The organism is Listeria sp. ILCC797 (assembly GCF_900186185.1).
In the GTDB taxonomy this organism is placed as follows: domain Bacteria; phylum Bacillota; class Bacilli; order Lactobacillales; family Listeriaceae; genus Listeria; species Listeria goaensis.
This window is the reverse complement of record NZ_FYBS01000002.1, coordinates 220,677-246,469: the sequence shown is the minus strand read 5'-3', so window position 1 is coordinate 246,469 and position 25,793 is coordinate 220,677. Positions and strand designations below refer to the sequence as shown.

Here is a 25,793-nt window from a genome sequence, read left to right as displayed (position 1 = left end):
TGGTATACCCAGTGCTATTACCCTAACCCTTTTGTCTTTAAACCTGATTGCTTCGCTTTATTGCGATTAGCGTAAAATCATCATGCAATAAAAAATTTTGCATTTTAAGTAAATGATTATAAATGGCCTCAACCATTTTTTGTGGTTCTAAATGTATGTATGTGTCAAAAATCTTAATCAAGTCATCTCGTTCGATGAAATCATTTCCCACTTTAGCTTCCGTAACGCCATCTGACATGATGAAAATGACATCTTCTTCGGCTACCTCTTTTTCAAATTCGCGATACTGCGCCTGTTTATCCACGCCAAGTGGCAATCCTTTAGCATATAAATCTGAAAATGTTGCGGTTTCTGCTTGATAATGCAAGCCCAGTTCATGCCCCGCCGAACTATACTCGAATAAATGTGCATCCGCATGGTAAACTCCAAAAAACATCGTAATAAACATGTTGTCATTAATATTTTCTTCGGCAATTTCATTTAAAGATTCAAGCACTGTTCTAGGTGTAAACTTTTCGCCGACCATATTGTTTAGTGCGTATTTTATCATCGAAATACTAAAAGCAGCTGGGATACCTTTACCGACAACATCAGCAAGTGCAACGGAGACTTTATCTGGAACCAATTCGTCGCGGATAAAAGAATAATAATCTCCGCTCATCTGTCTTGCTGATCTGCTGACAACACCAAATTCCATGCCTTCTTGACAAGGCAAATCGGTTTTCATTAACGTTTTTTGAATCGTCTCAGCTTGTTCAATTTCGCTTCGAAGCGCACGTTGCTCTGTTCGCAAGCTGATATGCTCTAAATAGGCTAAACCATAGCCAATCATCATTTCCAGTAAAACATCAAATGATTTTCTGACATGTTCCGGCAAATTTGAATCATATTCTTCAAGAACAGAACGATGAATGTTAATAATTTCTTCTGGTGGAATATTATTTTCCATAGCCACTTTTGTTAGTTTTTCACAGCTATATAAAATTTCCTCATCCTGATGTTGTAAATATTCAAATAAAATCTCTTTATATTGCTCATTAAATCGTTCGTTCATTTTAATTGCCCCCTAGCGAACCCACTTCGTTGCAACAATGATCGTCCCTTTTTCGTCCCCACTTGTGTAGGAATCAATATTAAAACTATCCATAAGACGTTTTACTCCTGGGAGCCCTGCACCTAATCCGCCTGATGTTGTAAAGCCATCTTGCATAACTTTTCTAATATCCAAAATACCTGGTCCTTTATCTTTTGCTTCAATTTGTAACCCTTGTTTTCCCGTTTCAGTTACTTTCGTAATACATATTTCCCCTGTTCCAGCGTAGAGAAAGATATTTCTTGCAAGCTCACTAATGGCTGTTGTAATTCTCGCTTGATCAACTGTACCAAAGCCAATTTCTTTTGAAATTTTTCTTCCAAGTTGTCTAGCTGAAACAATATCCCATTCATCCGTAATTTTTACACAGGATTGGAAATTCATCTCTATTCCCCCAATTCCTGTTTCAATTTTTCAAGGCCACTTTCAAGATCCATGGCTGAAAGAACACCTTCAAATGTAATCCCAAGTTCAATTAATGTAATCGCGACTGCTGGTTGTATTCCCGTTACAACAACACGCGCTCCCATTAATTTTGACATACTGACGACATCCCCTAGAATTTTAGCAATAAAAGAATCAATAAAATCAATGGACGTAATATCAATCACGACTCCACGAGCAGAAGTTTCATGAATTTTCGCCAGAAGGTCTTCTTGAAATTCCATCGCTGTTTTATCATCTAGTTCACTTTGAATCGAAATTAATAAACATTCACCTAATTTCAAAATTGGAATCCCCACAGTTTCACCCCTCTTTTTCTACTATTTCTCTATTTGTTAAAGCTAGCGCACGTTCCATTCCTTTCTTCAAGGTGTTTGTTGTAATAATCTGATCAAGTTCTATCCCTAAATTAACGATGGTCTGTGCAATTTCTGGTCGAATACCAACAAGCATCGGCTGACAACCAACGAGCCGAACTGCTTCAGAAGCTTGGATAATATGGTGTGCAACCATTGTATCTACAACTGGAACACCTGTAATGTCAATGAGCACTACTTCAGAACGATGCTTGACAACCCCCATAAGTAGGTTTTCCATAATTTGACGTGCGCGTTCTGTATCGATGGTTCCGATTAAAGGCATGACGGAGATGTTGTTAAAAATCGGTAAGAGCGGTGCCGATAATTCTTGTAGTGCCAGTCTTTGAATTGAAACAGTTTTTTCCCACGTATCTGCATAAGCTGTTACGATTTTGTTATACATGGAAGATAACCAGTTTTCAAAACGATAATAAGCGTCTTTTTCCGCTGTGGCCTCTCTTTTTTTGAAAAATGCTTCATCACGAATTTGTTTGTAGACGAGCAATCCGAAAATGCGTAAACCGGTTGTTACAAAATGTACCGGCCAGCCTAAGAGCACTACTTTCTCAGCAAAATCGTCTAGTTTATCATTGAATGTTTCTATTTCAATGACGTTTGAAATGATTAAATCAATAAATTCATGACTTGTTTCTTCATACATGACTTCCGTTATAACATCGGATATTCGTGAATCTAGCTGTAGCTTCATCTCATTCATCCATTCGGATAAAATGTCATCTCGATTTAAACGGATAAAATTCGCAAAATCTTTATACATCGTGTTAAAATCCAACCTTTCTTCTACCACCTAGTTAAACTCTCTTTTTGTTTCAAAAAACCTGCCATAAGGAAACATTTTTTGAACAACATAGGTTCGATGCTTCTTATGCCAGGTACTTCAGACATTTCAATATGATTGTTTAGAATTATGTACAAGTAGCCCGTCATTTAAAACGTCTTTTTCGCGAAATCTTGACCCTATTACCATCATTCGTTTTTCCCATTTGATTATGTATTTTTTAGAACTCAACAATTCCTAAACTAATTTCAAGTGCGCGATTTACTTTATCCATGAGTTCATCGTCCAAATGGGTGATTTTATCTGTTAAACGCTGCTTATCTATCGTTCTAACCTGCTCTAGTAAGATAACCGAATCTCGGTCAAAACCATGTTTTTTGGTTGCTTCAATATGTGTGGGTAGTTTTGCTTTCTGAATTTTCGCAGTAATGGCCGCAACAATAACGGTTGGGCTAAAACGATTGCCGATGTCGTTTTGAATGATGAGAACAGGCCGTATCCCCCCCTGCTCGCTACCGACCACGGGGGAAAGATCCGCGTAGTAAACATCACCACGCTTAATCAAAAGCCTAACCTCCTAATACTTCAATATTCTTACTTTCTGCCTCTGCCTCAACATGAGTGCATTCACAAGCGATTGCAAAATTAATTTTGGCCATTTCTGTGTAGCCACGTTCCATTTCTGTGCGCATTTCACGTGCCTTCTTCTGTTTCAAAAATTCTTGAGTTGCTTCCATAATTACTTCACTCCGCTCCACTTTTTCTTCTTCTACTAGACGGTCGAGTTCATCAATCACTGCTTGAGACAAAACAATAGAAATTTCTTTGTGTTGTTCTCTTTCTAACACGTCTTACACCCCCAAAGCTGCGTACAAAACTTGTATCACCTCTATGGTACCATTATGTGCTATTTTAGAAAAGTATTTTTATGGTTTTTCTAAGTAAAATAAGCAAATTCTAGCTATTAGTCCTATGGAAACGGAGAATTTTCAGGCCAATCTAGTTATTTTGTATTATGCACTACATTATAAACTTCCTTTTTAATAAAAGCACGAAAATAGACTTCTAAGATGGATAAATTCTTGGTAAGCGGTCTGATAATAAACACGTTACCTCATAATTAATGGTATCTAAATACTCGGCTACATCGGTCGCAGATATTGAGGTAGCGCCGTCTTTCCCGATTATCGTTACTCTTGTCCCAACATCAACATAATTGGGGAGGCGGATTATAAGTTGGTCCATGCAGACACGCCCGATGATTTCACATGGTTTGCCGGCTACTAAAACGTGGAAGCCGCTGTAGTGACGGATTATTCCGTCTGCGTAACCAATTGGGACTGTTCCGACCCATTCGTTTTTGTTCGCTTCATAAGTTGCGCCGTAGCTCACGTGGTCGGAAGGGTGCAATTCTTTTACTTGCACGATTTTTGAAAAAAGGGAGAGTGCCGGCTGTAATTTAAATGGCAATTTCGCTTCAATTTCGGTTGATGGCGGGAGCCCGTACATGCCGATGCCGAAGCGGATTGCGTTGAACTGGTTTTGCGCTTTTGCATGTAAAAGCGATGTGGCGGAATTGGCAGCGTGAACGTAGCGCGGCTTTTCTGGTAGTGCGGTTAGCATGTCTTGGAATTTGTCCCACTGCGTATTAAAATATGTTGTATCGATTTCGTCGGCGGTTGCAAAATGCGTGTAGATGCCTTCGAAATGCAGCTGCGCATTTTCGTTCAAGCTTTTTAGAGCCGTTTTTATTTCTGGTTTTGTGCGGAAGCCTAGGCGGCCCATTCCGGTATCGACCTTTAGGTGAATTTTAAGCGGGCGGCTGCCCTCATTTAAGTCTAGTTCGTCAAAAAAGGCTTGGTGAAAAACGGTAATGGAGATGTCGTTTTCGCTAGCTAAGGCGGCGTCTTCAACTAAAATGGCGCCCATGACTAAAATTGGATCGCTAAATCCGGCCGCACGAAGCGCTAACGCTTCGTCAAGAATGGCTACGCAAAAACCTGTGGCACCTGCTTTTTTTGCGGCTTCCGCGACGGGAATCATGCCGTGTCCGTAAGCATTGGCTTTTACAACAGCGAAGATTTCGACGTTTTTAGGTAATTGTTTTTGTTCATTTTTAATATTGGCTTCAATTGCGTTTAAATTCACTTCGATCCATGTCGGTCTATGCCATCCGGTTACCATTTGAAACACTCGCTTTCCTTAAATTTCGATAATGACTTGCGCGGCGGCTGAACGGCCTGTGTGCGTGATGCTCACGAAAACTCGCTCGCCCGGTATTTGCGGCTTCAAAAGCTGCGGTTCGCCGCTTTCTCCTGTTAAAATTTCAACGTCGAGAAAACTTAACTCCTTGCCAAATCCAGTGCCATTTGCTTTGGCGTATGCCTCTTTTGCAGAAAATCGTCCCGCTAAAAATTCCACTTGGCGTCCGCCTGTAAATGTGTGGTACAAATTTTGTTCCTCCGCGGTTAAAATGCGTTCAACAAAACGCGGATTTTGTTCGACTGCGCGCTGAATTCGTTCTAGGTCAATCATGTCGAGCCCAATACCTTTAATCAATCGTTTCCACCTCATTCAAAAGTCTGTTTGCACCTAGTTCTGCTCCCCGAATACAATCTGGGATTCCTACACCATTATAGCTCATTCCAGCGAATTCAACACGCGGATAGTTTGCCGCCAAGTTCTGCTTGAATGCGCTAAGGCGCTCAATATGCCCAACATCGTATTGCGGCATGGCGTGGTTCATTCGACTGACCTCCGCAAAAAGTGGCGTTTCCGTAAGGTTCATCATTTTTTTATAGTTGTTTAAAACAATAGCGGTTAGTTCTGCGTCACTCTTCTCTGCGACTAAATTTTCGCCTGATTTCCCGACGAAACCGCGGAGGAGCATCTTGCCATCCGGCACCATGTGCGGCCATTTTTTATGTACCCACGTACAGGCGGTCGTTTCGTCATTTCCGGTTCGTGCGACGAGGTAGCCAGTTCCTTCTGGCAAATTGGCGCGACTGGCATTTTCGTATGCGATGGAAACGGTAGCGAGCGTTGTGAGCGGTCTATTTTGAAATGGCGCGGTCGTTTCCGCGTCTAGAAGCGTGACGAGCGCATCATGTGTTGCGGCGATTAAAATGGCGTCAGCCTCTTCGGTCGTTCCATCTGAAAATCCTACCGCATAGCTACTGCCTCGTTTCGAAATGTGAGTAGCCTGCTTGTTCGCGTGCAGCCGTTCAGTCGGCAGCTTGCGCAAAAGTTCCGCTGGCAATTCAGATAAGCCGCCAGAGAGCGTGCGAAAAGCCCCAATTGTATTTTTCGTGCCAGTCGTACTCATCTTCGCGTCACTCGGCGTCTTTAGCCCTTCCATCAAACTCCCAGCTTTCAAAATCGCCTGCTCGAATTGTGGGAACGTCGCGCGTAAGCTCATCTCATAAATATTCCCCGCGTAAATCCCCGAAAGTAGTGGCTCCACCAAACGTTTAACGAGCTCATGGCCGAATCTCGCCTCAAAAAATTCACCTAACGAGACGTCTTTTGAAGCGGACTCATATGGCAGGGTTTTCTCCAAAATCGCTCTTTCTTTCCCCGCTGCCGTCAACAAACTACTCGCAAGAAGTGCCTGTTCATCAGTCGGAATGCCCATCACAGAGCCTTCTGGGATTGGGTGCAGCCGTCCTTCGTTAAAAATATATGAGCGCCCCGTCGCGTTCGCAATCAGCTTGTCCGCTAGCCCGAGCTCATGCACTAATTCTACTCCCGCCGGTTTTCTGGCTAAAAAGGAGTCTGGCCCTTTTTCAATTAAAAAGCCGTCCCGTTTCACTGTTTCAAATTTCCCGCCAAACGTTTCAGCCTGCTCATACAAATCCCAAGCTACGTCTTCACGTTTGCTTTTTTCTATCGTATACGCCGCAGTGAGCCCTGAAAGCCCGCCACCAATAATTAAAATCCGTTTCAAATCCAATCCGCCCCTTCATGTAAGTTTCCACGTCTATTTTAGCACAAAAAAGCATCCCCTTTAAACAAGAGAATGCCAAATTGCTTACTTCTTCGTCGTCCGGTAACGGAGTGGCTGAACAAAAGCGCCAAAAAGCCCAGCAAAATCCCATTAAAAATAGAATCTGCCAGACTTTCATCAAATTGGGTCGAGTATCCGCTCTAAAAATTGTTTGGTGCGTGTTTCTTTCGGGTTTTTGAAAAATTCGTTTGGTTCGCCTTTTTCAACGACAACGCCGCCGTCCATGAAGACTACTTGATTCGCCACGTGTTCTGCGAATTTAAGTTCATGCGTCACAACAATCATCGTCCAGCCTTCTGCGGCAAGCTCCTTCATAACGCGAAGCACATCGCCTACAAGTTCAGGGTCAAGCGCTGAGGTCGGTTCATCAAACAATAATAACTTCGGCTTCATTGCGAGTGCTCTTGCAATGCCCACACGTTGCTCTTGCCCACCAGAAAGTTCATATGGATATTGGTTCGCCTGCGCCTCTAAATTCACTTTTTTAAGTAGCGCGAGCGCCGCATCACGAGCCGTTTGCTTATCCGTCTTCAACACTTGAACAGGGCCTTCCATCACATTTTCAATCGCAGTTTTATGCGGAAAAAGATTGTAACTTTGGAACACCATCGATGACTCGCGGCGCACATCTGCAATTTGTTTTTTTGTTAGTTTTTTGGAAAAATCAACGGTCAAGTCATCAAAACGGAGGACTCCTTCTTCCGGAACCTCAAGCGCGTTTAGCGAGCGCAAAAATGTAGTTTTGCCAGAGCCAGACGGCCCAATGATGACCGTTACACTTCCTTTTTCAACAGCTAAATCGATGCCTTTTAGCACTTCGTTTTCGCCAAATTTCTTATGAACGTTTTTTGCTTCCACATACATATTAGACGCCTCCTTACTTTGCAACATAGCGGTCTAGCCTTTTCTCCAAGCGATTTTGAATCCCGGATAAAAAGACACAAAGAATCCAGTATAGAAGCCCTGCTTCCATATAAATCAGTAAAAATTCATAACTTGTCGCAGCAATTTCTTGTGCCTTCCGAAAAAGTTCAGAAACGAGCACAAGCGAGGCGAGTGACGTATCTTTTACAAGACTAATAAACGTATTCGAAAGTGGCGGCACGGACACTCGTGCGGCTTGCGGAATGATAATCCGAAACAGAGTTTGACTGTAGTTCATCCCAATTGTGTAGCCTGCTTCCCACTGTCCTTTTGGGACGGATTGAATGGAACCGCGCACAATTTCTGCAGCGTAACCTCCGACGTTCAGTGAAAAAGCAATGACCGCAGCTAGGAAGGGATCAAATTTTAATCCAATCGTAGGTAAGCCATAAAAAATCACGAAAAGTTGCACGAGAAGCGGCGTTCCGCGAATGATTGACACGTAAGCGCGCCCTAATCCTCGCAATACTTTTGAACTGGATAGACGGCAAAGTGCGATGAAAAGCGCGATGACCATACCGATAATAAATGAAATTAGCGCAAGCGGAATTGTATATTCAATTCCGCCTTTCACCATCGGCCAAAACGCTTCTTTTAGCACATCCCAGTTCAAATTATTAAACGAGATTTCCCCGAGACTAATTGGTAACATCTTCACCAAACCATTTTTCGGAAATCTTTTGTAATGTGCCGTCTTCTTTCATCGCTTTAATTTCCTTATCAAATGGCGCTTTTAACCCTGTATCTTTACGAAAAGCGAAAGCAGAGCTGCTCGTTTCTTGATCGAGTTCGGCAGCAATTTTAATATCTTTATCGCCCGTTTCTTGAATATAATCTAAAACCGCAAGTTTGTCATTGACCGTTGCGTCTACGCGCCCTTGTTTAATGAGCTCAAGCGACTGCGCTAGCCCTTCCACGGACTGAATATCTGCATTCGCATCTTTTGCGATTTGGCCATAGTTACTGGTTAAACTTTGGGCTACTTTGACGCCTTTTAAATCATCAATCGATTGAATCGAATCATTATCCTTAGCGGTCACAATAACGGCCGTGCTTTTCGAGTATGGCAGTGACAAATCATATTTCTTTTCACGTTCGGCGTTAATCCCAACTTGGTTGGCAATCACATCAAAACGCGATGCATTTAATCCAGCGAACATCGAGTCCCACTGAGTTTCTTCAAATTTCGTTTTAATGCCTAAACGTTTAGCTACTTCATTAATCACATCAATATCATAACCGGTTAATTTATTCGTTTTACTATCATGAAAAGTGAATGGACGATAAGTTCCTTCCGTTCCGACAGTGATCACACCATCTTTTTTCACTTGATCATAGATTGAATCATCAGCTGATTTTGAATCGCCCCCGTCTGAACTCGAGCAAGCTACAAGAACCACAGCAAGAAGAGATGTAAATAAAACGGCAAGTAATTTTTTCATTTTGAAACGCTCCTTTTTTGTGTCAGACCTTCAGAAAATCAAACTATTCCGATTTAAATAGAAGGGATTGACTTCATACATAAATTGATTTTAGCAATTCTGTGTTCATTTTAGGTAAATTTCCTATTTTTTGCAAGCAAATCGACTTACCAAAGATAAGTGCGCGGCTTGCCATATAAAAAAGCTAAAGCAATTAGGCTTTAGCTCTCAGGGCGATACCAGGCGTATAGTTCAGTTGTTTGTTCGTCGCCTAAATAGCGCAGGTAGGCGGCTGTACTGCTGTTACCGGATTTAATCGCGATTTGGATATGGTTGGTTTTGCTTTTTGCCATCCACACACTTTGGCGTACGTGCATCGCTTGAATGCGTTCTTTGCGAACTAGATGCGATGTTTTAGACAGAAACGGTCTGGATCTAAAAAGAACGGTTCCGCTTGCAAAATGAAATCCCGTGGCGCGGTAGCTAAGAATGGCTTTTAGTACGGCTAGAGCCGGTAAAATGAGTGCGATGAAGCCAAGTGGATAAAACAGCACGCTTGCTACGATGGCCGGAATGATGGTCCAGATGAAATAAATCCAGATGAAGCGTTTTAAGCTTGATTTTGGCGCATGTTTTAGCGCCTCATTCGGCACATGATATTGCGGGAGCACGTCTTGAATGATTGTTAGTGCTTCTTTTTTCTTCATAATCGGGAGCATTAAAATATCGCCTGAATGTTCCTTGTCGCCAGAACTTCCTGCTGTAATTAGTTTGACGGCAACTAAACCGAGCATTTGGCGAAAAGGCGATTCGGTGATGATGACACCTTGAATTCGCTCCAAGCGGATAGTCGTGTGATTTCGTTGCAGCAAGCCCTTTTCAATTTCCAAATGATTCTCAAATTGTTTTAACTTAAACTGGAAATATTTAAACAGCGTAGCAACAATCGAAACGCCCCACATGATAAGCAGCGCTAAAATGGCGAGAATGACAAACATGAACACGCCTAACTTGACGATTTGATCATAGCTTTCGGAAATCAGGTCATCTGGTATCACTTCTTGAAATTGGCCAAATAAAGCTAGCAAAATCACAAAACCGCCGAGCACCCCACTTGAAGTAACTGCCATCAGCAGCAATTGGTTCGTTTTCAGCGTGATCGTTTGAATGGGCTTCTCCGATTCTTTTATTTTCGGAACATCAAACGGATTTTCCAAATTGTTCTCTTCTATTGTAACAGCTTCTTCGCGTTTTCCTTCGCGTAAATCGCGCAATTCAGTGGCCACACTTTTTGGAACCGCGGATAAGTCACCTTCTGCTTTTCCTTTCGTGCCAGCCGTTTCAATTAGAATTTGCGTCACATTAAATGGTATGTAGAAAAACCATTGCTTCTCTTGAATCGTTTGAATTCTTTCATAAGGAATATAAATATTTTTCCGAAACACGAAACCATATTTAATCCGAATTCCTTCCGCTTCAAGCGTATAGCGATATGTCATATACTTAAGAAACGCAGGTGCCAAAATAAGTAAGGCCAGTAAAATTAGTATTAAAACTAAGAGCCACATTGGCAAAAAACCATTGTTTCGAATCGCCTGAAATGCCGAGAAAAAACCAACGAAGATTGGAACAATATTTTGTCTAACGTTCACAATGATTTCTTTAATAAGCGCAATCGGATGGAGTTTTCTTTCCTCAAACATCTTCTTTCGCCACCTTTACAAGCTCTAAGATGTGATGGCGCAGCTCATCCGAAATCGAGGCGTTGACTGCTTCAATCACGTGAGCTCCCGCTGCTGTTGTAATGGAAAGCGACACCAAATTTTGCATACGTAAAAGTGGTCCTTGCGCTGTTTCGACGTGCTGAATCCGAATCATCGGAATTAAAACGCGGCTTCTGAAAATGATGCCGTGTTGGATTTCAATTTCATCATGACGAATTTGGTAGCTCCACCTTTTCCATCTATACGGGATAAGGAATAGATAGCAAAATAAAAAGTATGCTAATGTTACCGAAAAGCCAATTAAACTGAATCCAAGATTTATATTTGAGAAATAAAAAACAGTGAAAAGCGCGACAGAAATAAGTAATAAAATGGCACCGTTAATCCCATACGTTTGACGCCATACCGTTTTAATTTCTGGCGGTAACTGTTTTTCCAATTGTTTTAGTTCCACTAAAGCCCCTCCTTTTTATTTCATCATACTGTATTTTAGTTTACAATAAAAGACTTTATTCATGGTTTGTTCATAATTTTGTGCTATTATGAATTTACAAACCATTCTAGGGGGTTTTAGAATGCGAAAAAAAGCTAATTTATTTGTTGTTTCGGTCGTCGTTTTTGCTGTATTTTGCTGGGTTGCCCCGCTTGCGAAAGCCGCACCAGTACCAGAATCCGAGATTACATACTCGGCAAAAACGTCCGAAGAACTTTCCGATATGTTTTTAATTGATGACTATACATTTGATTCGCCATACGTCGTTATGAATACGAAAAATCAAGCAACTGTGATGTTTGGTACAACTTCCGAGGTGAAAATCGCGTATTCTTTTCAAAACAAGAAAATGACTGGGCAATCCTTCACAGAAAGTCATCAATTTACGATTTCTAATTTAAAACCGGGTGAAAATCATATTTCGCTAGAAAGCACCGACAAGAACGGGCAAATTCAAACGGCAACATTAACGATTAAAGTTCCTATTGAAAATACCCACTCTAAGAAAAAATGGTCCTATTTATCCTTTAAAAATCTTGCTGCAACGCGGGAAATTGAGAAACGCGATTAACATATCTTTTCATATTTTTAGGCTACCAGCATTTTATAGAGACTGGTAGCCTAAGTTTTATATAATGCCATTTATTTTAGGAAGAAATTAACACTAATACTAAGACTTTAATTATGTACGGTATCATAAACATCCCTTAGCATGTATTTCAAAACAAAATCTTTAAACTCATTATCTGTCAAATATTTATCGACAAACTTGCTGTTCGTTTCATATTTGTCTATCAATATATCTTGAGACTGTTTTTCCACGCCTAAAACAAAATTGTCAAATGAGTTGTTCTTAGCTTTCATCATGAAACTCTCATCACTATACATCTTGCTTGTAATTTGCTCCATAAACAATTGGTCTTCTGGATCAAAGTCCGTTCCAAAGCGTTTATTTATTCTATCTATTATATCGGATAAAAAAACTTTTTCTTCTTCCATAATTGAACTGACACCGTACCCTATTCCTTCAACATATTCTATTCCTGATTTTTCTAAGTCAATAGTACCTGAAGAAACTTTCTTGATTTTATAATATTTCAAGGCAACATCATCAGGCAAGGTAAATGTATCTCTTTTTTTCTTAGGTAATTTCCTGATTAAATAATTGACGTATAGATACATTTTATGAAGATTAACATCAGCAAAATCAATAATTTGCAATAAAAAGCTGTAAGTTCTTAGGTATTTAACTACTGCATCTCTAACAAGCTCCTGATTTTCTATGTCTAGTCGTCGATACCTTTCGACACCTTTATCAATAACTGAATTAAGTTTTCCTTGTTCAGATGCTGAAGATTCCCAGTTCCCACTCATTACAAGTTTTGCTACTTTGTCAAGTTCCTCCAAAGTAACTATTTCAAACTGATCAATTGTGTCTTTTAGTTCATATAAAAGATTAGGATCCGTTTCACTTTCTAAAGCTGTTGTTTCATAGTAAGGTTGGAATGCTTTTTTTATTTCTTCTGTTTCATTAACAAAGTCAAGGATAAATGTATCGGACTTTCCTGGGCAAGTTCGATTCAATCTTGACAAGGTTTGTACCGCTTTTACACCACTTAAAGGTTTATCAACATACATCGTTTGTAACAATGGTTCGTCAAAACCTGTTTGATATTTTTCAGCAACAATCAGCACTTGGAAGTCATTAGTATGAAATTTATCTGGTAGTTCATTCTCTGAAAAACTATTCATATTACTTTCTGTATAAGGAGTGTCATTTCCATCTTCAACTTTCCCTGAGAAAGCAACTAATGTCTCCATGTCCTTATACCGTCTTTTTTTTATGTACTCATCCATCGCTAATTTATATCTTACAGCATGCAGTCTACTGGATGTCACAAGCATCGCCTTTGCACGTCCATCCAATTTATGCTGAGTATGTTCCTTAAAGTGTTCTACAATCACTTCTACTTTTTGTGCAATATTGTGTGGATGCAGAGAAACAAAACGACCAATTTTTTTCGTTGCCTCACTTTTTAATACCTTCTCATCAGATGCAGAAATAATATTATAATAGGTTTTGTATGTTGTGTAATTCTGCAAAACATCCAAAATAAACCCTTCTTCGATAGCTTGTCTCATAGAATATAAATGGAAAGGAACAAACTTTCCTTCAGAATTTTTGCGCCCAAATCGTTCCAATGTTTTAGGTTTGGGCGTTGCTGTAAAAGCAAAATAGGAAACATTAGTTTGTTTTCCACTTTTCACGATATCTTCTACAATCATTTCTTCTACATCTGTTAAATCTTCTTCAATCAGCCGATCTTGTTCATATGCCTCTTCTAGCGTCATATTAGACAACACTTGAGACATTGCCTTAGCTGATTTTCCACCTTGCGATGAATGAGCCTCATCAATCACCACTGCATAATTTTTACTGTTAAGTTTTGCTATCTTATCTAAGACATATGGGAATTTTTGTAACGTTGTAATCACAATACGTGTTCCACTTTGAATAGCTTTTGCTAATTGATTCGAATCTTTATCAATTCTTTCAACTGTTCCTGCTTTATGTTCTAGCTGATAAACAGCATCTTGTAATTGTTTGTCTAGCACTCTTCGATCTGTAATAACAATCACACTATCAAAAAAAGCTATATTATCTTGGTTATGCATCTTAGACAATCGATGGGCAAGCCATGAAATACTATTTGTTTTTCCACTACCAGCCGAGTGCTGAATTAAATAGTTTTGCCCAACAGAAAATGTCCGAACATCACCTTCTACTTTTCTCACAACATCTAATTGATGGTATCGAGGAAAAATTAGCGATTTTCTTTGATGTAATAACTCTCCATTGGAATCTTTAATATCATCTTTTTTGATATACATAAATTTAAAAATAATATCCAGCAGGCTATCCTTTTGTAAAACATTCTCCCATAAATAATACGTGCGATAATTTCCTTCACTTGGAGGATTCCCTTTTCCACCTTGGTTTCCTAGATTAAACGGTAAAAAGTTGGTATACTTAGCTTTAAGCTCTGTCGTCATATACACTTCATCGGTATCAACAGCAAAATAAACGAGTGCTCTTTTATTGAATTGAAACATTAATTCTTTTGGACTGCGTGTTTCTCTAAATTGCTTCATCCCATCATACACCGTTTGATTAGTTAACTGATTTTTTAATTCCATAACAACTAGTGGAAAACCGTTCACGAATAAAATCATATCCACGCTATTGTATAATTCATGAGTATAATGAACTTGCCGACTAACCGCAAAGATATTTTTCTCATAATTTTCAACGAGTGTTCGATTTAATTCCGTTTCAGGTTTATTATAAATTAGTTTAAGGTGTACACCTCGATCTCTTACTCCATGACGAAGGACTTCTAATAACCCTTTTCGTTCTATTTCACTCAAAATACGCTCCAGAATTTTATCGTCCGCATTCCCCATAGAATATTTACGTCGTAGATGATTGAGTTCTTTTTCTTGTGTAGCTTCTAAAAAGCGCCATAACATCTTTTTATCAATTCCTGAGGATCGGAGAGAAGTTAAAGAAGGCTTATCAAAAACTAAAGACTCATAGTTTGAGTTGATTAAATATCGTTCTATATTTTCCTCAAACCCTTTTTCCGATGTATCAATTGTCATCTTTTTCAGCCTCCTTTAAGTAAGACTCCATTTCTTCAATTGGTATTTCCCCAGTAACCGCTTCATGAATTAATGATTGACGATATTCTTTTAACTTAACCAACTGTAACTCTATTCTTAAAACTAATTTTTTTATCTCAGAATCCTTATTTTTCAAAAACATTTCAATACTCCTTAATTCTTGTTTTGAATTAGGAAAGCATATTTTTTGTTCTCCAAGTTCAGTACCTACAATACTCGGTACTGCAGTATTTGTAGATATCAGCTTCCAAGGATATATACATAGCAAATAAAACAAGTATCCACTAGCTTCTTTCATTTTAGGAATTGAATAGTACATCGTATCTACCGTCCAAAAATCTCCATTTACTCTAATTGGTTTTCCAATAGTACCCTTTCTACCAAATAAAATAGAGTCTCCTCTATATAACTTTCTATTTGTCCATTTAAAAATACCTCCCGAACCATAAACAGGTATAGAACCTTCAGCTTCTTCTATCTCACTATCACTGTCAATTTCCTTACCGTTTCTTATATTGAGTACTCTTTTCAAACTATAGATTCCCCAATGTTCAGGAATCTCTCCAATCCACTCTACTCCAGAATCTTTCATTTTCACATTAGGATTTAATCCTTTTGTGACAGCTTCTGTTATCATCGATTGTCGTTGTTCTTCAAGAAGTTTAATTTGTTTTTCTTTTAGGAAGATTAATAAATCGATTTCAGACAATTTAACGTTCAAATAAAAACATATAATATTTTGTGTTTCAATTATAGGGTAATAAATCTCAACGTCTTTTAATTTACTGGTCGATAATTCTAAAAATGTAGTCCCTGTACTAATAGTATTTAGCCAATCTTTCATAAGAGTAAGCTGATAATAAACATAGTTTATATTGCCATCCTTTAATAAAGTTAAACTTTTACATCCTTGATTTGTCGTAAAGTCAACATATGAAATACCTAAGTTACCTACTGGTGCCCTTGTTGTCATGACAATAGCTGGTGCTTTAATTATTTTTGCCGAAGAACTATCTGAACCTGAATAAGTTATTTTTCGTTTAGAATCTGTTAATACTTTATTACTCTTTCCAATATCTTCGGGAGTATACCATATTAAATCATTTCCCCAAAAATCTTCTTTAGATGATTTAGGAGTACCTCCTGTGTGTACTTTGCAAATAAACTTAAGTCTACTTTTGTTCATTTAGAAAACACCTTCTTCAACTGTTCAGATATTTCAACTTCTAACTCTTGAATCTCACTAAGTATTTCTTTTGAACTTCTGATTGGTGTATATTCATAAAAATGTCTTGTGAAAGGTATTTCATAACCAATTTTTGTTTTTGTTTCATCTATCCAAGCATCAGGAACATGCGGTAATACTTCTTGCTTAAAATATTCTTGTATATCTTCTTTTAAGGGAATAGATTCATAGTCTCTCAACTCAGCATCCGCTTCAACCGTCGTTTTATTTTTCATACAAATATCTGCAGTTTCATCTCTCTCAGATAATCCATTCAAAATAGATTTCAAAACAGTATTTGGAACGACTATTCCCTCATTTTTGATTAATTCTTTTAATTGTTTTGTAAACGCATCTCTATTTTTGATCAGCTTATCGGAACTATTTGCCGACAAAGTAGAGATGATTGTTTGCTGCAGTACTATGCCTTCTTCAATTTGTTTTTTTCCAGCTTCTCCTTTTTTCTTTGAAGTCGCAAGATTTTGAAAGGCTTTTTCGTATTTGACACGTTCAATACGTTCTTCTGATAAATTAAAGTTTAAACGTAATGGTCTTTCAACAGTAATTTTATGAAAACCAAAATCTTCGTTATCAAAAATTTTCACTCTTTTATTTTCCTTTGTTTCATTATAAAGAGAAACAATCTCAATTATTTGTTCTTCTGAAATCTCATTACGCTTATTTCCCATACTCTTTTTCATCTTTTTAGAAAAATCAACCGCATTAACTAAAGTTACTTTTCCTCTTCTATGTGACTCTTTGTTATTCGTCAAAATCCAAATATATGTTGAAATTCCTGTATTGTAAAATAAGTCATTCGGCAAAGCAACTAAACCTTCAACCAAGTCATTTTCAAATAAATAGCGACGAATTTCACCTTCACCTGATCCAGCATCACCAGTAAATAAAGGAGAGCCATTCATAATAATCGCTATTCTAGAACCATAAGGATTTTCTTTGGTCACGGGTTTCATTTTAGAAACCAAATGTTGTAAAAATAACAATTGCCCGTCACTCGTTCTAGGAAGACCTGCACCAAAACGACCTTGAAAGCCTAAATCACTATGTTCATCCTTGACTTGTTTTTCTACTTTTTTCCAATCTACACCATATGGTGGATTAGAAATCATAAAGTCAAATTTATCGTCCTTAAACTTGTCATTCGTTAGTGTGTTGCCTAAACGAATATTATCTGCATTTTCTTTTTTTAGAAGTAAGTCGGATTTAGCTATAGCATAGGATTCCTCATTTACCTCTTGTGCATGGAAAATTAACTCTCCTAAATTGTTATGACTTTTCATGTACTCATTTGCTACAGAGCCCATTCCTCCAGTCCCCGCCGCACAATCATATAGTGTCTTCGTGATTCCTTCTGTTGCAATATCAATACGGTCATCATTAAATAAAAGATGAACCATCAATCGGATTACTTCTCTTGGTGTATAGTGGTCCCCTGCTTCTGCATTCTCGGAAAATCTACGTATTAACTCTTCAAAAATATAGCCCATTTCAATGTTTGATACCGTATTAGTATGTAAATCAATTTTAGAAAATTTTTTAAGTATCTCATATAACAAATCATTTCGATCTAATTTATCTATTTCAGGATCAAAATCAAAATATTGGATAATTTCATTCGCATTTTTAGAATAGCCATTCAAATAGTCTTTAAAGTTATCCGCAATATTATCTGGATCACTCAACAATTTACTAAAATCATAATTACTAATATTATAAAAGTCTTCTTCAGATACGTTTGCTAGCAGTACCTGCTGTACCTCTTCAGGCTTATGCTTCATTGTTTCATATAGTTTTAACACTTCTGGTTTGGTTTTTTCTAAAACACAATCAAATCTTCGAATCACAACTAAAGGTAAGATAACCTTGCCATAATTTTCCGGCTTATATTCTCCCCTTAGTATTTCAGCTATCGACCATATAAAACTAACTTTGTCTTGAAAATTCACATTCAAACCCCATTCTGTTGTTTTCTGACTAAATATAATTATAACAAATAAGTTGAAATTTAACAGTACTTATGAAAATGGATATTGTTTTCTTTCACAAAAAAATCCCACATAAGAAAAATAACTTACACGGGATAATATGACATATTTTTATTTCACGCATTTCTCTTTCTATAGACAACTTTTTCATTCTATAATCTCTTTAAATTTCACACGTTTATTAATAAAATACATAATCGGAATGCCAATTCCCATCACTGTCAGTTCGCCAATTGCGCACGTTAACCATGTGAAGAAAAATGGTAATCCAAACGCTAGATGTAGTTCAAAGGCGATGATGAACATTGTGAAGGAAAAGACGAGCGTGTTTACAATCATGCGCCAAATCGTTCCCTTTACGTATTTCATGATGCCGAACATCAAGAGCATCGTTATGACAGATTGTCCTACGCCAAAGACTAAATCATACCAGCCAAGTGGCGAATATAAATTTGTGATGAGCACGCCAAGCGCAATGCCCCAAAAATATTTTTTACTGAATACAATTAGATGGTTGAACAATTCTGGCACCCTGAACTGGATGGCGCCAAACGCTATCGGCTGAATTAAAAAGCCCACAATAACGTACAGTGCAGCCACGATGGCGTTAGCCGTGATTAATTTTATTTTCATTGTTTTCGCTCCCTAGTTTTTTTACGTAGGATGGTTTCGAACTACGTGTTTATCAAACTATATCATTATAGCTTAGTTCATTCGTAAAGGAAAGACTTATTTTTTTCAAAAAAAAAGGATTTTTCTCTTGCATTTTCTGAAAATGGGTTTATAATCAATATAGACTTTAAATATCCATGATGGATATCGGATATCCCTAAAGTACTTTTGAACAAAATCGAGGTGAACATGATGAAACTCACAAAGGGTCTGGAGCAGGCCGTTTGCATTATTACACTCTTGTCAACGCAGGATAACCGGGCACCGCTCGCATCGGACGCGATTAGCGAACGTCTACTTGTCTCTCCTTCTTACTTAAAAAAAATCATGCGTAAACTAGTTGTGAAAAACATTATCAGGTCCGTTCCTGGAAATAACGGTGGTTTCTTTTTGGCAAGAAGTCCCGAGCAAATCAGTTTATTCGAGATTGTTGAAGCTGTTGAGGGCGAGACAAATTCGTACCCCAATAGCGGGTTGATTAAAACTGTGTTTGGTGACATCCGAAAAGAAGCAGCAGAAAAAGGCGAGACGATTTTAACACATGCGTTTAGCGCAGCGGATCAAGTGTGGAAAGACGCGCTTAAAAAGCAAACTGTGGCCGACTTACTTTTAGAAACACTTGGACGTGACAAACTTCCATATACGAACTGGAATGAAATTAACCCCGAATTACATTTTTAAGATTGGTGATGATAGTAGTGTTTAAAAACGAATGGAAACGACTGTTTAATAATAAAATTTTACTTATTTCTTCCATCGTTATTTTGTTTATTCCGATTTTATACGGCGCATTTTTCTTAAAATCCGTTTGGGATCCATACGGTAAAACTGGCGATTTGCCTGTTGCCGTTGTGAATCACGACGCGCCTGTAAATTATGAAGGAAAAACGCTTGAGGTCGGCGATGAACTCGTAAGTAACTTAAAGAAAAATAATGACTTAGATTGGAATTTCGTAAGTGCAAGCGAAGCAGAAAAAGGACTAGATAATGGAAAATACTACATGATTGTCACGATTCCTAAAGACTTCTCCAAAAATGCTTCCACTATCCTAGATGATAATCCAAAAAAAATGGATTTAACGTATAAAATTAACCCTTCACAAAACTACATCGGTGAAGTCGTCACGCAACAAGGCGCAAATCAACTCAAAAATGAAGTTGCAACAAGCGTCACTAAAGAATATGCCAAAAGTGTTTTTGCCAAAATTAAAGAAGTTGGCGCAGGCATGACAGAAGCAGCGGACGGCGCGCAAAAACTAAATGACGGCGCTAGTAAGCTTTCTGGCGGCAACAAAACGATTACGGAAAACTTAAACAAACTCGCAAAAAGCACGCTTACGTTTAAAAACGGGGCGGAGAGCGCAAATGACGGGGCAGCAAAACTACAAGACGGCGCTGACCAAATTAATGTCGCTGTTGGGCAAGCAATTGGTGGCGCTGGTAAACTGACAGATGGCGCGAACAAAATCGCAAATGGCGCAAATGATTTAAATAGCGGACAAAGTACCTTCAGTGGCAAATTGAATCAATATACAAATGGCGTAAGCCAGTCGGCTGATGGAACCGCACAACTGTATCCGGCGATGAGCCAACTAAACGGCGGCTTAGGTCAGCTACAAGGACAACTTCCTGCATTATCAGGCGGCGTTAACCAATTAGCTAGCGGCCAAAAAGACTTAAATAGCGGCATCAGCCAATTGGTATCAGGACTTGACCAAGCCGCACAAAATGTAGAAGCAAGCATTAAAGAAGGCAACTCTACAGAAACACAAAATAACATTAAAGCATTAGAAACAGGCGTGGCACAGCTCGAAGCTGGCATCGCACAACTAAATGCAAATGTTAATGCGACCGGAACTGGCGACAACAATGCACTCTCCAAACAATTAACCACACTGAAATCCGGCCTCGAAACATTAAAACTAAGCAACACATCTTCCTACGATTCCGCCATCGATCAAGGTGTCAACCAAGCCATTCAACAAGCCGGAATCGATCCCAACTCAGAAGAAGCGCGCACAATTATCGCAGCGGCTAAGCAAGGCGCGAAAGCAGGCGCTAGTAGCGTGAATACCGCGCAAAATCAAGAAATCGACAAAGCGCTAACACAAATCACGAATTCACTTCCATCTATGAAAGCATTATCCGAAGGCATCGCAGAGCTAAACGGCGGAGCACCAAAAGTAACAGCAGGCGTCAACACGCTTACTACTTCCACACAAAACTCGCTTGCCAAAATGCAAACTCTTGCTGATGGATTAAATCAATTAAAAGCAGGTGCAGTGAAAGCGGAAAGCGGCAGCACACAACTTGTTAGCGGTACAAGTCAGTTACAAGCAAAAGTACCAACCCTTTCAAACGGCGTAAACAAGTTGTCAGATGGGTCACAGCAAATCACAACGGGGCTTGGCAGTCTAAACGGTGGGCTCCAAACTTTATCCCGCAACAACGGAGCATTAAACGGCGCTAGTGCGCAATTAGCAGCTGGTTCTGCCACCCTTTCAAACGGTGCGAACGCACTAAGCGGCGGACTCAATCAACTTTCCGCACAGCTACCAACACTTCACGCTGGAACAAATGCACTCTCAAACGGCCTTACCTCGCTAAGTGGTGGCATCGCACAGCTTTCTAGTGGGGCCGGTCAAATTAGTGACGGGTCACAGCAACTGGCAGACGGCTCAGAAACACTTGGCACCGGTTTAAACCAAGTTGGTGATGGTTCAAAAGAGCTTTCCGAAAAACTCGGTGACGGCGCAGAGCAAGTGAACGACACGAAGGCAACCGACAAAACATTCAACATGTTCGCAACCCCAACAAAACTTTCTGAGGAAAAAATTAGCGAAGTTCCAAACTACGGCCATGGTTTAGCGCCATACGTCTTGTCACTTGGGCTTTATGTGGGCGCATTAGTATTTAACTTCATCTTCCCAATCCGTCGCCCTTCGATGACGCCAACAAGCGGTCTATCGTGGTGGTTCAGCAAATTCTCGATTGGCTTTGTTGCTGCGGTTTTACAAGCTATTATTTTAGATGTCATTATGCTCATGCTCGGTCTTGGGGTCGAAAATCTCGCCCAGTTCATCACGATTTCTATTCTTACTTCACTCACATACATGTTCCTCGTGATGTTCCTTGCAATGAGTTTCGGAAATCCAGGTCGCTTCATTGCGATGGTACTACTCGTCTTGCAACTCGGTGGTGCTGGCGGTACATTCCCAATGCCACTCACCAACTCATTCTTTAACTTTATTCACCCGTTCCTTCCAATGTCCTACTCCGTTTACGGATTTAGACAAGCCATTTCTGCTGGGTTAGGAAATACGGTATTTGTGCATAGCGCCATTATCCTCTTCGTCATCTTCATCGCGTTCAACCTCCTACTAATTGGCACGATGTATTTAAGAAAAAACAAACGATTTAAAACAGACAGCCAAAGTTTAATTGAACAAGAAGCGTAAGTTAAAAACCCACAGGATCTTATAAAAAATCCTGTGGGTTTTGCTATTATTCCTTTTTGAAATAACCTTCAAACCTGAAAGATTCGTTCAAATAATTCAGCATCCGCCGCTTTCATTTCGTTAGCAATGACATTTTGCCTAAAAATAGTAATGGTGCATGGAATAACTGTGATATAACAATACTTCGCAAAAAAACAGAGGCAAACCGGCCTCTGTTTTCAATGCGTAAAACCATACGTCTTCTTGTCGCCCTTATCATGATACAAAATTCGCGCCTCGTTTAGCTCTGCGATTGCATCATTAAAATCCACCACAAGTTCTTCTGCCATGTTGAAACCTAAATCCGCCCGGCAAACATAACGCTGGATTACCGTGTCATTCATCGCGCTTGGTAGCGGATACGCCGGAACTTGCCAACCTTTCATCAGTAACCGGTCCGCCAGATCATATAGCGTCCACGATACGTCTGCATCGTCCTTTAGCTTATAGCAGACAATTGGGATATTTTCACCATCGTTATAAATTTCAAATAAACCCGTTTTGCTTATCTCTTTTGATAAAAAGAGCGCTACCTTTTTGGTTCGTTCATGGATTTCCCGATAGCCGCTAAACCCAAACCGCAAGAAATTGTAATATTGCCCAATGATTTGACTCGCGCTCCGCGAAAAATTAATCGCCATTGTAGGCATTTTGCCGCCTAGATAGCTCACTTCAAACACCAACTCTTTCGGCAAATATTCCTTGCTGCGCCAAGCAATCCATCCCACGCCCGGATAAACAAGACCATATTTATGTCCCGAGGTATTAATCGACACAACATTGGCCAAACGAAAATCCCATTCCAATTCCGGGTCAACAAACGGCGTAAACATCGCCCCACTCGCCCCGTCTACGTGAATTACGAGCTCATGCTCATGCGTTTTATTATACACACTCACAATACGATCCAGCTCCCGAATGTCATCAAACTTCCCTGTATACGTAATCCCCAAAATCCCAACAATACCAATCGTATACTCGTCCACATAGTCCAAAACCTTTTCTGTATTGATGCTTAAATGAGCTGCGTCCATCGGCACTTCCCGCATTTCAATATCCCAGTACACACAAAATTTTTCCCAGCAAACCTGATAACCTGACGAAATCACCAAATTTGGTTTTTGGCGCATCACATCAAGCCCGCGTTTCAAAGCCAAATTGCGCCATCTGAATTTCATCGCCATTCCACCAAGCATGCAGGCCTCACTAGACCCCACCGTCGAAGTTCCCATATACGTTTCACTACGCGGCGCATTCCAAAGGTCCGCCAAAATGTTCACACAGCGGTTTTCAATTTCCGCGGTTTGCGGATATTCCGACTTATCAATCGCATTCTTCTCTAGCGTTTCCGCCATCAAGCGCTCTGCTTCGGGCTCCATATACGTTTGGCAAAACGTCGCCAAATTTTGTCTAGCATTTCCTTCATCAATCAGTTGATCTTTCACGAGCTGATAAGCAATCCGCGGCTCCATGCCATCTTCAGCCATTTTGTATTTCGAAATCGTTTTTCCCTCTTCCTCCGAACCAAAAATCGGCACTTCATAACGCCGTTCCTTCTTATCTTTCTCACCATATAACATAAAGGCGTACCTCCTTTTCTTATCTGTTTACAGGTACCCTGAAATCAAAGAAAAAAACCACCTGCCAAGTGCAGATGGTTTTGAAATGTTATTTCGATTTTTTATAGTTGCCTTTGCTTCCGCCACCAGAGCGTTCGCTGTTTGGACGACGGTCACGGCTGCCGCTGCTGGAACCACGACGACCTTTTCCGCTATTGTTACGATCACGGTAGCCGCCTTTTCCACCTCCACGGTAGTTTCCGCCTTTACCTTTACCGCCGCCACCTTTTCCACCATAACGTGATGGAAGAGGACGCTCTTCAGTAATATGAACCGGCGTTTGATCTGGTTCTTTCGCAAGCATTTTCAGCATAGCTGCTGCGATGTCTGTTGCATCATATTTTTCAAGTAACTCACTAGCTACAGCTTTATAATCTGCAAGGTTTTCTTCTGTCACGATTTCAGTGATTTTCTCAGTCGCCACGCGAAGTTGACCTGCAAATGCTTCATCCCAAGTTGGTGGCTTAAGAGGTTGCATGCGTTTTTTCGTTGTTTGTTCAACCGTACGAAGGTAACCCATTTCACGCGGTTGAACGAAAGTAATTGCCATACCTTCTTTACCAGCACGACCAGTACGTCCAATACGGTGAACATAACTTTCAGGGTCTTGCGGGATATCATAGTTATACACGTGTGTCACACCAGAAATATCGAGTCCACGCGCAGCAACATCTGTCGCTACCAAAACGTCGATTTTTCCTTCTTTAAACTTACGCAAGACACTCATACGTTTCGCTTGTGTTAAATCACCGTGAATACCTTCTGCAACATATCCGCGCATGTCTAGCGCTCTTGAAAGCTCGTCTACGCGGCGTTTCGTACGTCCGAAAACAATCGCAAGTTCAGGGGACTGTACGTCAAGAAGACGACTTAAAACATCAAATTTTTCTTTTTCATGAACTTTAATAAAGAACTGTTCAATTAAAAGAGCTGTCATTTCTTTTGCTTTAATGCGAACCATTTCTGGCTCATGCATAAAGCGTTCACCTATACGACGAATTGGGTCAGGCATTGTGGCAGAGAATAATAGCGTTTGGCGTTCGCTTGGTACTTCTTTCAAAATCGACTCAATATCGTCGATGAAGCCCATGTTAAGCATTTCGTCCGCTTCGTCAAGCACAAGCGTTTGTACGTTATCAAGCTTCAAAGTGCGACGGTTAATATGGTCTAAAATCCGACCAGGTGTACCGACAACAATTTGAGGTTTCTTTTTAAGCGATCGAATTTGACGACTGATGTCCGAGCCACCATAAACGGCAAGAACACGTACATGTTTGTCATAGCTTAATTTGTATAGCTCCTCCGAAACTTGAATCGCTAATTCACGCGTTGGCGCAATGATAAGCGCTTGAACGTCACCATTTTTTTGGTCAATTTTTTGGATCATCGGCAGACCAAATGCCGCTGTTTTCCCTGTACCAGTTTGCGCTTGTCCAATTAAATCTTTTCCTGCTAACCCAATTGGAATGGTTTTTTCTTGAATTGGCGTCGCCTCTTCAAACCCCATACGCTCTACTGATTTCACAATTTTTTCGTCCAGACCGAACTCTGAAAACTTTGTCAATGTCATTTCTCCTTTACCTAATTAAAGTTTGGTAGGAGAGCTTTATTTTCTCATCTACATGTTTCCAAACGAATATTTTAATGAAAATAAACGTTCTAAGTTTCATTTTATGGCATAAAAAAATTGATTTCATCATCAATGCCACTCTGCACCTTCCAAAAATGTTATTAAAACAACAAATTCGATGCACATAAATAAAAAAAGCCCTCATAATTATCACTAGGCCGTAAATTTTAACCTAATAAACTTCCATCTTACATTTT

23 protein-coding genes and 1 riboswitch are annotated in these 25,793 nt (G+C 39.7%); of the genes, 3 read left to right on the top strand and 20 right to left on the bottom strand.

Annotated elements, in window-relative coordinates:
* Window positions 1-37: 37 nt before the first annotated feature.
* From BN1609_RS03755 to BN1609_RS03690, 14 genes are all read right to left on the bottom strand, one after another.
* Window positions 38-1,054: a PP2C family protein-serine/threonine phosphatase gene (locus BN1609_RS03755; RefSeq protein WP_088840521.1), complete on the bottom strand. Its 1,017-nt coding sequence runs from the start codon at window positions 1,052-1,054 to the stop codon at window positions 38-40.
* 12 nt (window positions 1,055-1,066) lie between these two features.
* Window positions 1,067-1,477: an anti-sigma regulatory factor gene (locus BN1609_RS03750; protein ID WP_088809185.1), complete on the bottom strand. Its 411-nt coding sequence runs from the start codon at window positions 1,475-1,477 to the stop codon at window positions 1,067-1,069.
* A gap of 2 nt (window positions 1,478-1,479) precedes the next feature.
* Window positions 1,480-1,836 carry an STAS domain-containing protein gene (locus BN1609_RS03745; RefSeq protein ID WP_088809186.1) on the bottom strand — a complete coding sequence of 119 codons (357 nt, stop codon included), beginning with the start codon at window positions 1,834-1,836 and terminating at the stop codon, window positions 1,480-1,482.
* A 4-nt stretch (window positions 1,837-1,840) separates the two neighbouring features.
* On the bottom strand, window positions 1,841-2,674 hold the full coding sequence (locus BN1609_RS03740) for an RsbT co-antagonist protein RsbRA (RefSeq protein ID WP_088809448.1): 834 nt from the start codon (window positions 2,672-2,674) through the stop codon (window positions 1,841-1,843).
* 241 nt (window positions 2,675-2,915) lie between these two features.
* Window positions 2,916-3,260, bottom strand: coding sequence for a type II toxin-antitoxin system PemK/MazF family toxin (locus tag BN1609_RS03735; protein ID WP_088815348.1), 345 nt, complete (start codon window positions 3,258-3,260; stop codon window positions 2,916-2,918).
* 4 nt (window positions 3,261-3,264) lie between these two features.
* Window positions 3,265-3,543, bottom strand: a complete 279-nt coding sequence (locus BN1609_RS03730; RefSeq protein WP_088809188.1) for a CopG family transcriptional regulator — start codon at window positions 3,541-3,543, stop codon at window positions 3,265-3,267.
* Window positions 3,544-3,760: 217 nt separating this feature from the next.
* Complete coding sequence (gene alr / locus BN1609_RS03725; protein WP_088840520.1) at window positions 3,761-4,879, bottom strand: alanine racemase; 1,119 nt, start codon at window positions 4,877-4,879, stop codon at window positions 3,761-3,763.
* An 18-nt stretch (window positions 4,880-4,897) separates the two neighbouring features.
* Window positions 4,898-5,254, bottom strand: a complete 357-nt coding sequence (acpS, locus tag BN1609_RS03720; protein ID WP_088809190.1) for a holo-ACP synthase — start codon at window positions 5,252-5,254, stop codon at window positions 4,898-4,900.
* Complete coding sequence (gene hemG / locus BN1609_RS03715) at window positions 5,247-6,641, bottom strand: protoporphyrinogen oxidase (RefSeq protein WP_088838821.1); 1,395 nt, start codon at window positions 6,639-6,641, stop codon at window positions 5,247-5,249. The genes acpS and hemG overlap by 8 nt, the downstream gene beginning before the upstream one ends.
* A 177-nt stretch (window positions 6,642-6,818) precedes the next feature.
* Window positions 6,819-7,565: an amino acid ABC transporter ATP-binding protein gene (locus tag BN1609_RS03710; protein WP_088840519.1), complete on the bottom strand. Its 747-nt coding sequence runs from the start codon at window positions 7,563-7,565 to the stop codon at window positions 6,819-6,821.
* Between the two features lie 13 nt (window positions 7,566-7,578).
* A complete protein-coding gene (locus tag BN1609_RS03705) occupies window positions 7,579-8,277 on the bottom strand; it encodes an amino acid ABC transporter permease (RefSeq protein WP_088809193.1) in 699 nt (232 codons plus the stop codon).
* On the bottom strand, window positions 8,264-9,067 hold the full coding sequence (locus tag BN1609_RS03700) for an amino acid ABC transporter substrate-binding protein (protein ID WP_088815352.1): 804 nt from the start codon (window positions 9,065-9,067) through the stop codon (window positions 8,264-8,266). The genes BN1609_RS03705 and BN1609_RS03700 overlap by 14 nt, the downstream gene beginning before the upstream one ends.
* A 200-nt stretch (window positions 9,068-9,267) precedes the next feature.
* The gene (locus BN1609_RS03695; RefSeq protein ID WP_088840518.1) at window positions 9,268-10,749 is read right to left on the bottom strand and encodes a PH domain-containing protein; all 1,482 of its coding nucleotides are present in this window, start codon (window positions 10,747-10,749) and stop codon (window positions 9,268-9,270) included.
* Window positions 10,742-11,224 carry a PH domain-containing protein gene (locus tag BN1609_RS03690; RefSeq protein WP_088809196.1) on the bottom strand — a complete coding sequence of 161 codons (483 nt, stop codon included), beginning with the start codon at window positions 11,222-11,224 and terminating at the stop codon, window positions 10,742-10,744. The genes BN1609_RS03695 and BN1609_RS03690 overlap by 8 nt, the downstream gene beginning before the upstream one ends.
* A 121-nt stretch (window positions 11,225-11,345) precedes the next feature.
* On the opposite strand from BN1609_RS03690, the gene BN1609_RS03685 reads away from it, so the two are divergent.
* Window positions 11,346-11,834 (top strand): hypothetical protein, encoded by a 489-nt coding sequence (locus BN1609_RS03685; RefSeq protein ID WP_088825559.1) that lies wholly within the window; start codon window positions 11,346-11,348, stop codon window positions 11,832-11,834.
* A gap of 107 nt (window positions 11,835-11,941) precedes the next feature.
* Here BN1609_RS03685 and BN1609_RS03680 read toward each other — a convergent pair whose 3' ends face one another.
* From BN1609_RS03680 to BN1609_RS03665, 4 genes are all read right to left on the bottom strand, one after another.
* A complete protein-coding gene (locus BN1609_RS03680) occupies window positions 11,942-14,926 on the bottom strand; it encodes a type I restriction endonuclease subunit R (RefSeq protein WP_088840517.1) in 2,985 nt (994 codons plus the stop codon).
* Complete coding sequence (locus BN1609_RS03675; RefSeq protein WP_088840516.1) at window positions 14,916-16,133, bottom strand: restriction endonuclease subunit S; 1,218 nt, start codon at window positions 16,131-16,133, stop codon at window positions 14,916-14,918. The genes BN1609_RS03680 and BN1609_RS03675 overlap by 11 nt, the downstream gene beginning before the upstream one ends.
* The gene (locus BN1609_RS03670) at window positions 16,130-18,139 is read right to left on the bottom strand and encodes a class I SAM-dependent DNA methyltransferase (protein WP_088840515.1); all 2,010 of its coding nucleotides are present in this window, start codon (window positions 18,137-18,139) and stop codon (window positions 16,130-16,132) included. Before BN1609_RS03670 ends, BN1609_RS03675 begins: the two co-directional genes overlap by 4 nt.
* Before the next feature lie 186 nt (window positions 18,140-18,325).
* A complete protein-coding gene (locus BN1609_RS03665) occupies window positions 18,326-18,811 on the bottom strand; it encodes a QueT transporter family protein (protein ID WP_088809198.1) in 486 nt (161 codons plus the stop codon).
* 6 nt (window positions 18,812-18,817) lie between these two features.
* Window positions 18,818-18,862: riboswitch (PreQ1 riboswitch) on the bottom strand.
* 180 nt (window positions 18,863-19,042) lie between these two features.
* On the opposite strand from BN1609_RS03665, the gene BN1609_RS03660 reads away from it, so the two are divergent.
* Both BN1609_RS03660 and BN1609_RS03655 read left to right on the top strand, forming a co-directional pair.
* Window positions 19,043-19,531: an Rrf2 family transcriptional regulator gene (locus BN1609_RS03660; RefSeq protein WP_088809199.1), complete on the top strand. Its 489-nt coding sequence runs from the start codon at window positions 19,043-19,045 to the stop codon at window positions 19,529-19,531.
* 8 nt (window positions 19,532-19,539) lie between these two features.
* The gene (locus BN1609_RS03655; protein ID WP_369821881.1) at window positions 19,540-22,308 is read left to right on the top strand and encodes a YhgE/Pip family protein; all 2,769 of its coding nucleotides are present in this window, start codon (window positions 19,540-19,542) and stop codon (window positions 22,306-22,308) included.
* 218 nt (window positions 22,309-22,526) lie between these two features.
* Here the strand turns inward: BN1609_RS03655 and BN1609_RS03650 are convergent, their stop codons facing one another.
* Both BN1609_RS03650 and BN1609_RS03645 read right to left on the bottom strand, forming a co-directional pair.
* A complete protein-coding gene (locus BN1609_RS03650; protein ID WP_088809201.1) occupies window positions 22,527-23,927 on the bottom strand; it encodes a glutamate decarboxylase in 1,401 nt (466 codons plus the stop codon).
* An 88-nt stretch (window positions 23,928-24,015) separates the two neighbouring features.
* Window positions 24,016-25,530 (bottom strand): DEAD/DEAH box helicase, encoded by a 1,515-nt coding sequence (locus BN1609_RS03645; protein ID WP_088809202.1) that lies wholly within the window; start codon window positions 25,528-25,530, stop codon window positions 24,016-24,018.
* Window positions 25,531-25,793: the final 263 nt, after the last annotated feature.

What these genes read in the sequence shown, in the direction of transcription:
- BN1609_RS03755 (WP_088840521.1), bottom strand. Translation starts at nt 1,054, where the DNA reads ATGAACGAACGATTTAATGAGCAATATAAAGAGATTTTATTTGAATAT.
- BN1609_RS03750 (WP_088809185.1), bottom strand. Translation starts at nt 1,477, where the DNA reads ATGAATTTCCAATCCTGTGTAAAAATTACGGATGAATGGGATATTGTT.
- BN1609_RS03740 (WP_088809448.1), bottom strand. Translation starts at nt 2,674, where the DNA reads ATGTATAAAGATTTTGCGAATTTTATCCGTTTAAATCGAGATGACATT.
- alr (WP_088840520.1), bottom strand. Translation starts at nt 4,879, where the DNA reads ATGGTAACCGGATGGCATAGACCGACATGGATCGAAGTGAATTTAAAC.
- BN1609_RS03710 (WP_088840519.1), bottom strand. Translation starts at nt 7,565, where the DNA reads ATGTATGTGGAAGCAAAAAACGTTCATAAGAAATTTGGCGAAAACGAA.
- BN1609_RS03705 (WP_088809193.1), bottom strand. Translation starts at nt 8,277, where the DNA reads ATGTTACCAATTAGTCTCGGGGAAATCTCGTTTAATAATTTGAACTGG.
- BN1609_RS03700 (WP_088815352.1), bottom strand. Translation starts at nt 9,067, where the DNA reads ATGAAAAAATTACTTGCCGTTTTATTTACATCTCTTCTTGCTGTGGTT.
- BN1609_RS03695 (WP_088840518.1), bottom strand. Translation starts at nt 10,749, where the DNA reads ATGTTTGAGGAAAGAAAACTCCATCCGATTGCGCTTATTAAAGAAATC.
- BN1609_RS03685 (WP_088825559.1), top strand. Translation starts at nt 11,346, where the DNA reads ATGCGAAAAAAAGCTAATTTATTTGTTGTTTCGGTCGTCGTTTTTGCT.
- BN1609_RS03680 (WP_088840517.1), bottom strand. Translation starts at nt 14,926, where the DNA reads ATGACAATTGATACATCGGAAAAAGGGTTTGAGGAAAATATAGAACGA.
- BN1609_RS03675 (WP_088840516.1), bottom strand. Translation starts at nt 16,133, where the DNA reads ATGAACAAAAGTAGACTTAAGTTTATTTGCAAAGTACACACAGGAGGT.
- BN1609_RS03665 (WP_088809198.1), bottom strand. Translation starts at nt 18,811, where the DNA reads ATGAAAATAAAATTAATCACGGCTAACGCCATCGTGGCTGCACTGTAC.
- BN1609_RS03660 (WP_088809199.1), top strand. Translation starts at nt 19,043, where the DNA reads ATGAAACTCACAAAGGGTCTGGAGCAGGCCGTTTGCATTATTACACTC.
- BN1609_RS03655 (WP_369821881.1), top strand. Translation starts at nt 19,540, where the DNA reads ATGATAGTAGTGTTTAAAAACGAATGGAAACGACTGTTTAATAATAAA.
- BN1609_RS03650 (WP_088809201.1), bottom strand. Translation starts at nt 23,927, where the DNA reads ATGTTATATGGTGAGAAAGATAAGAAGGAACGGCGTTATGAAGTGCCG.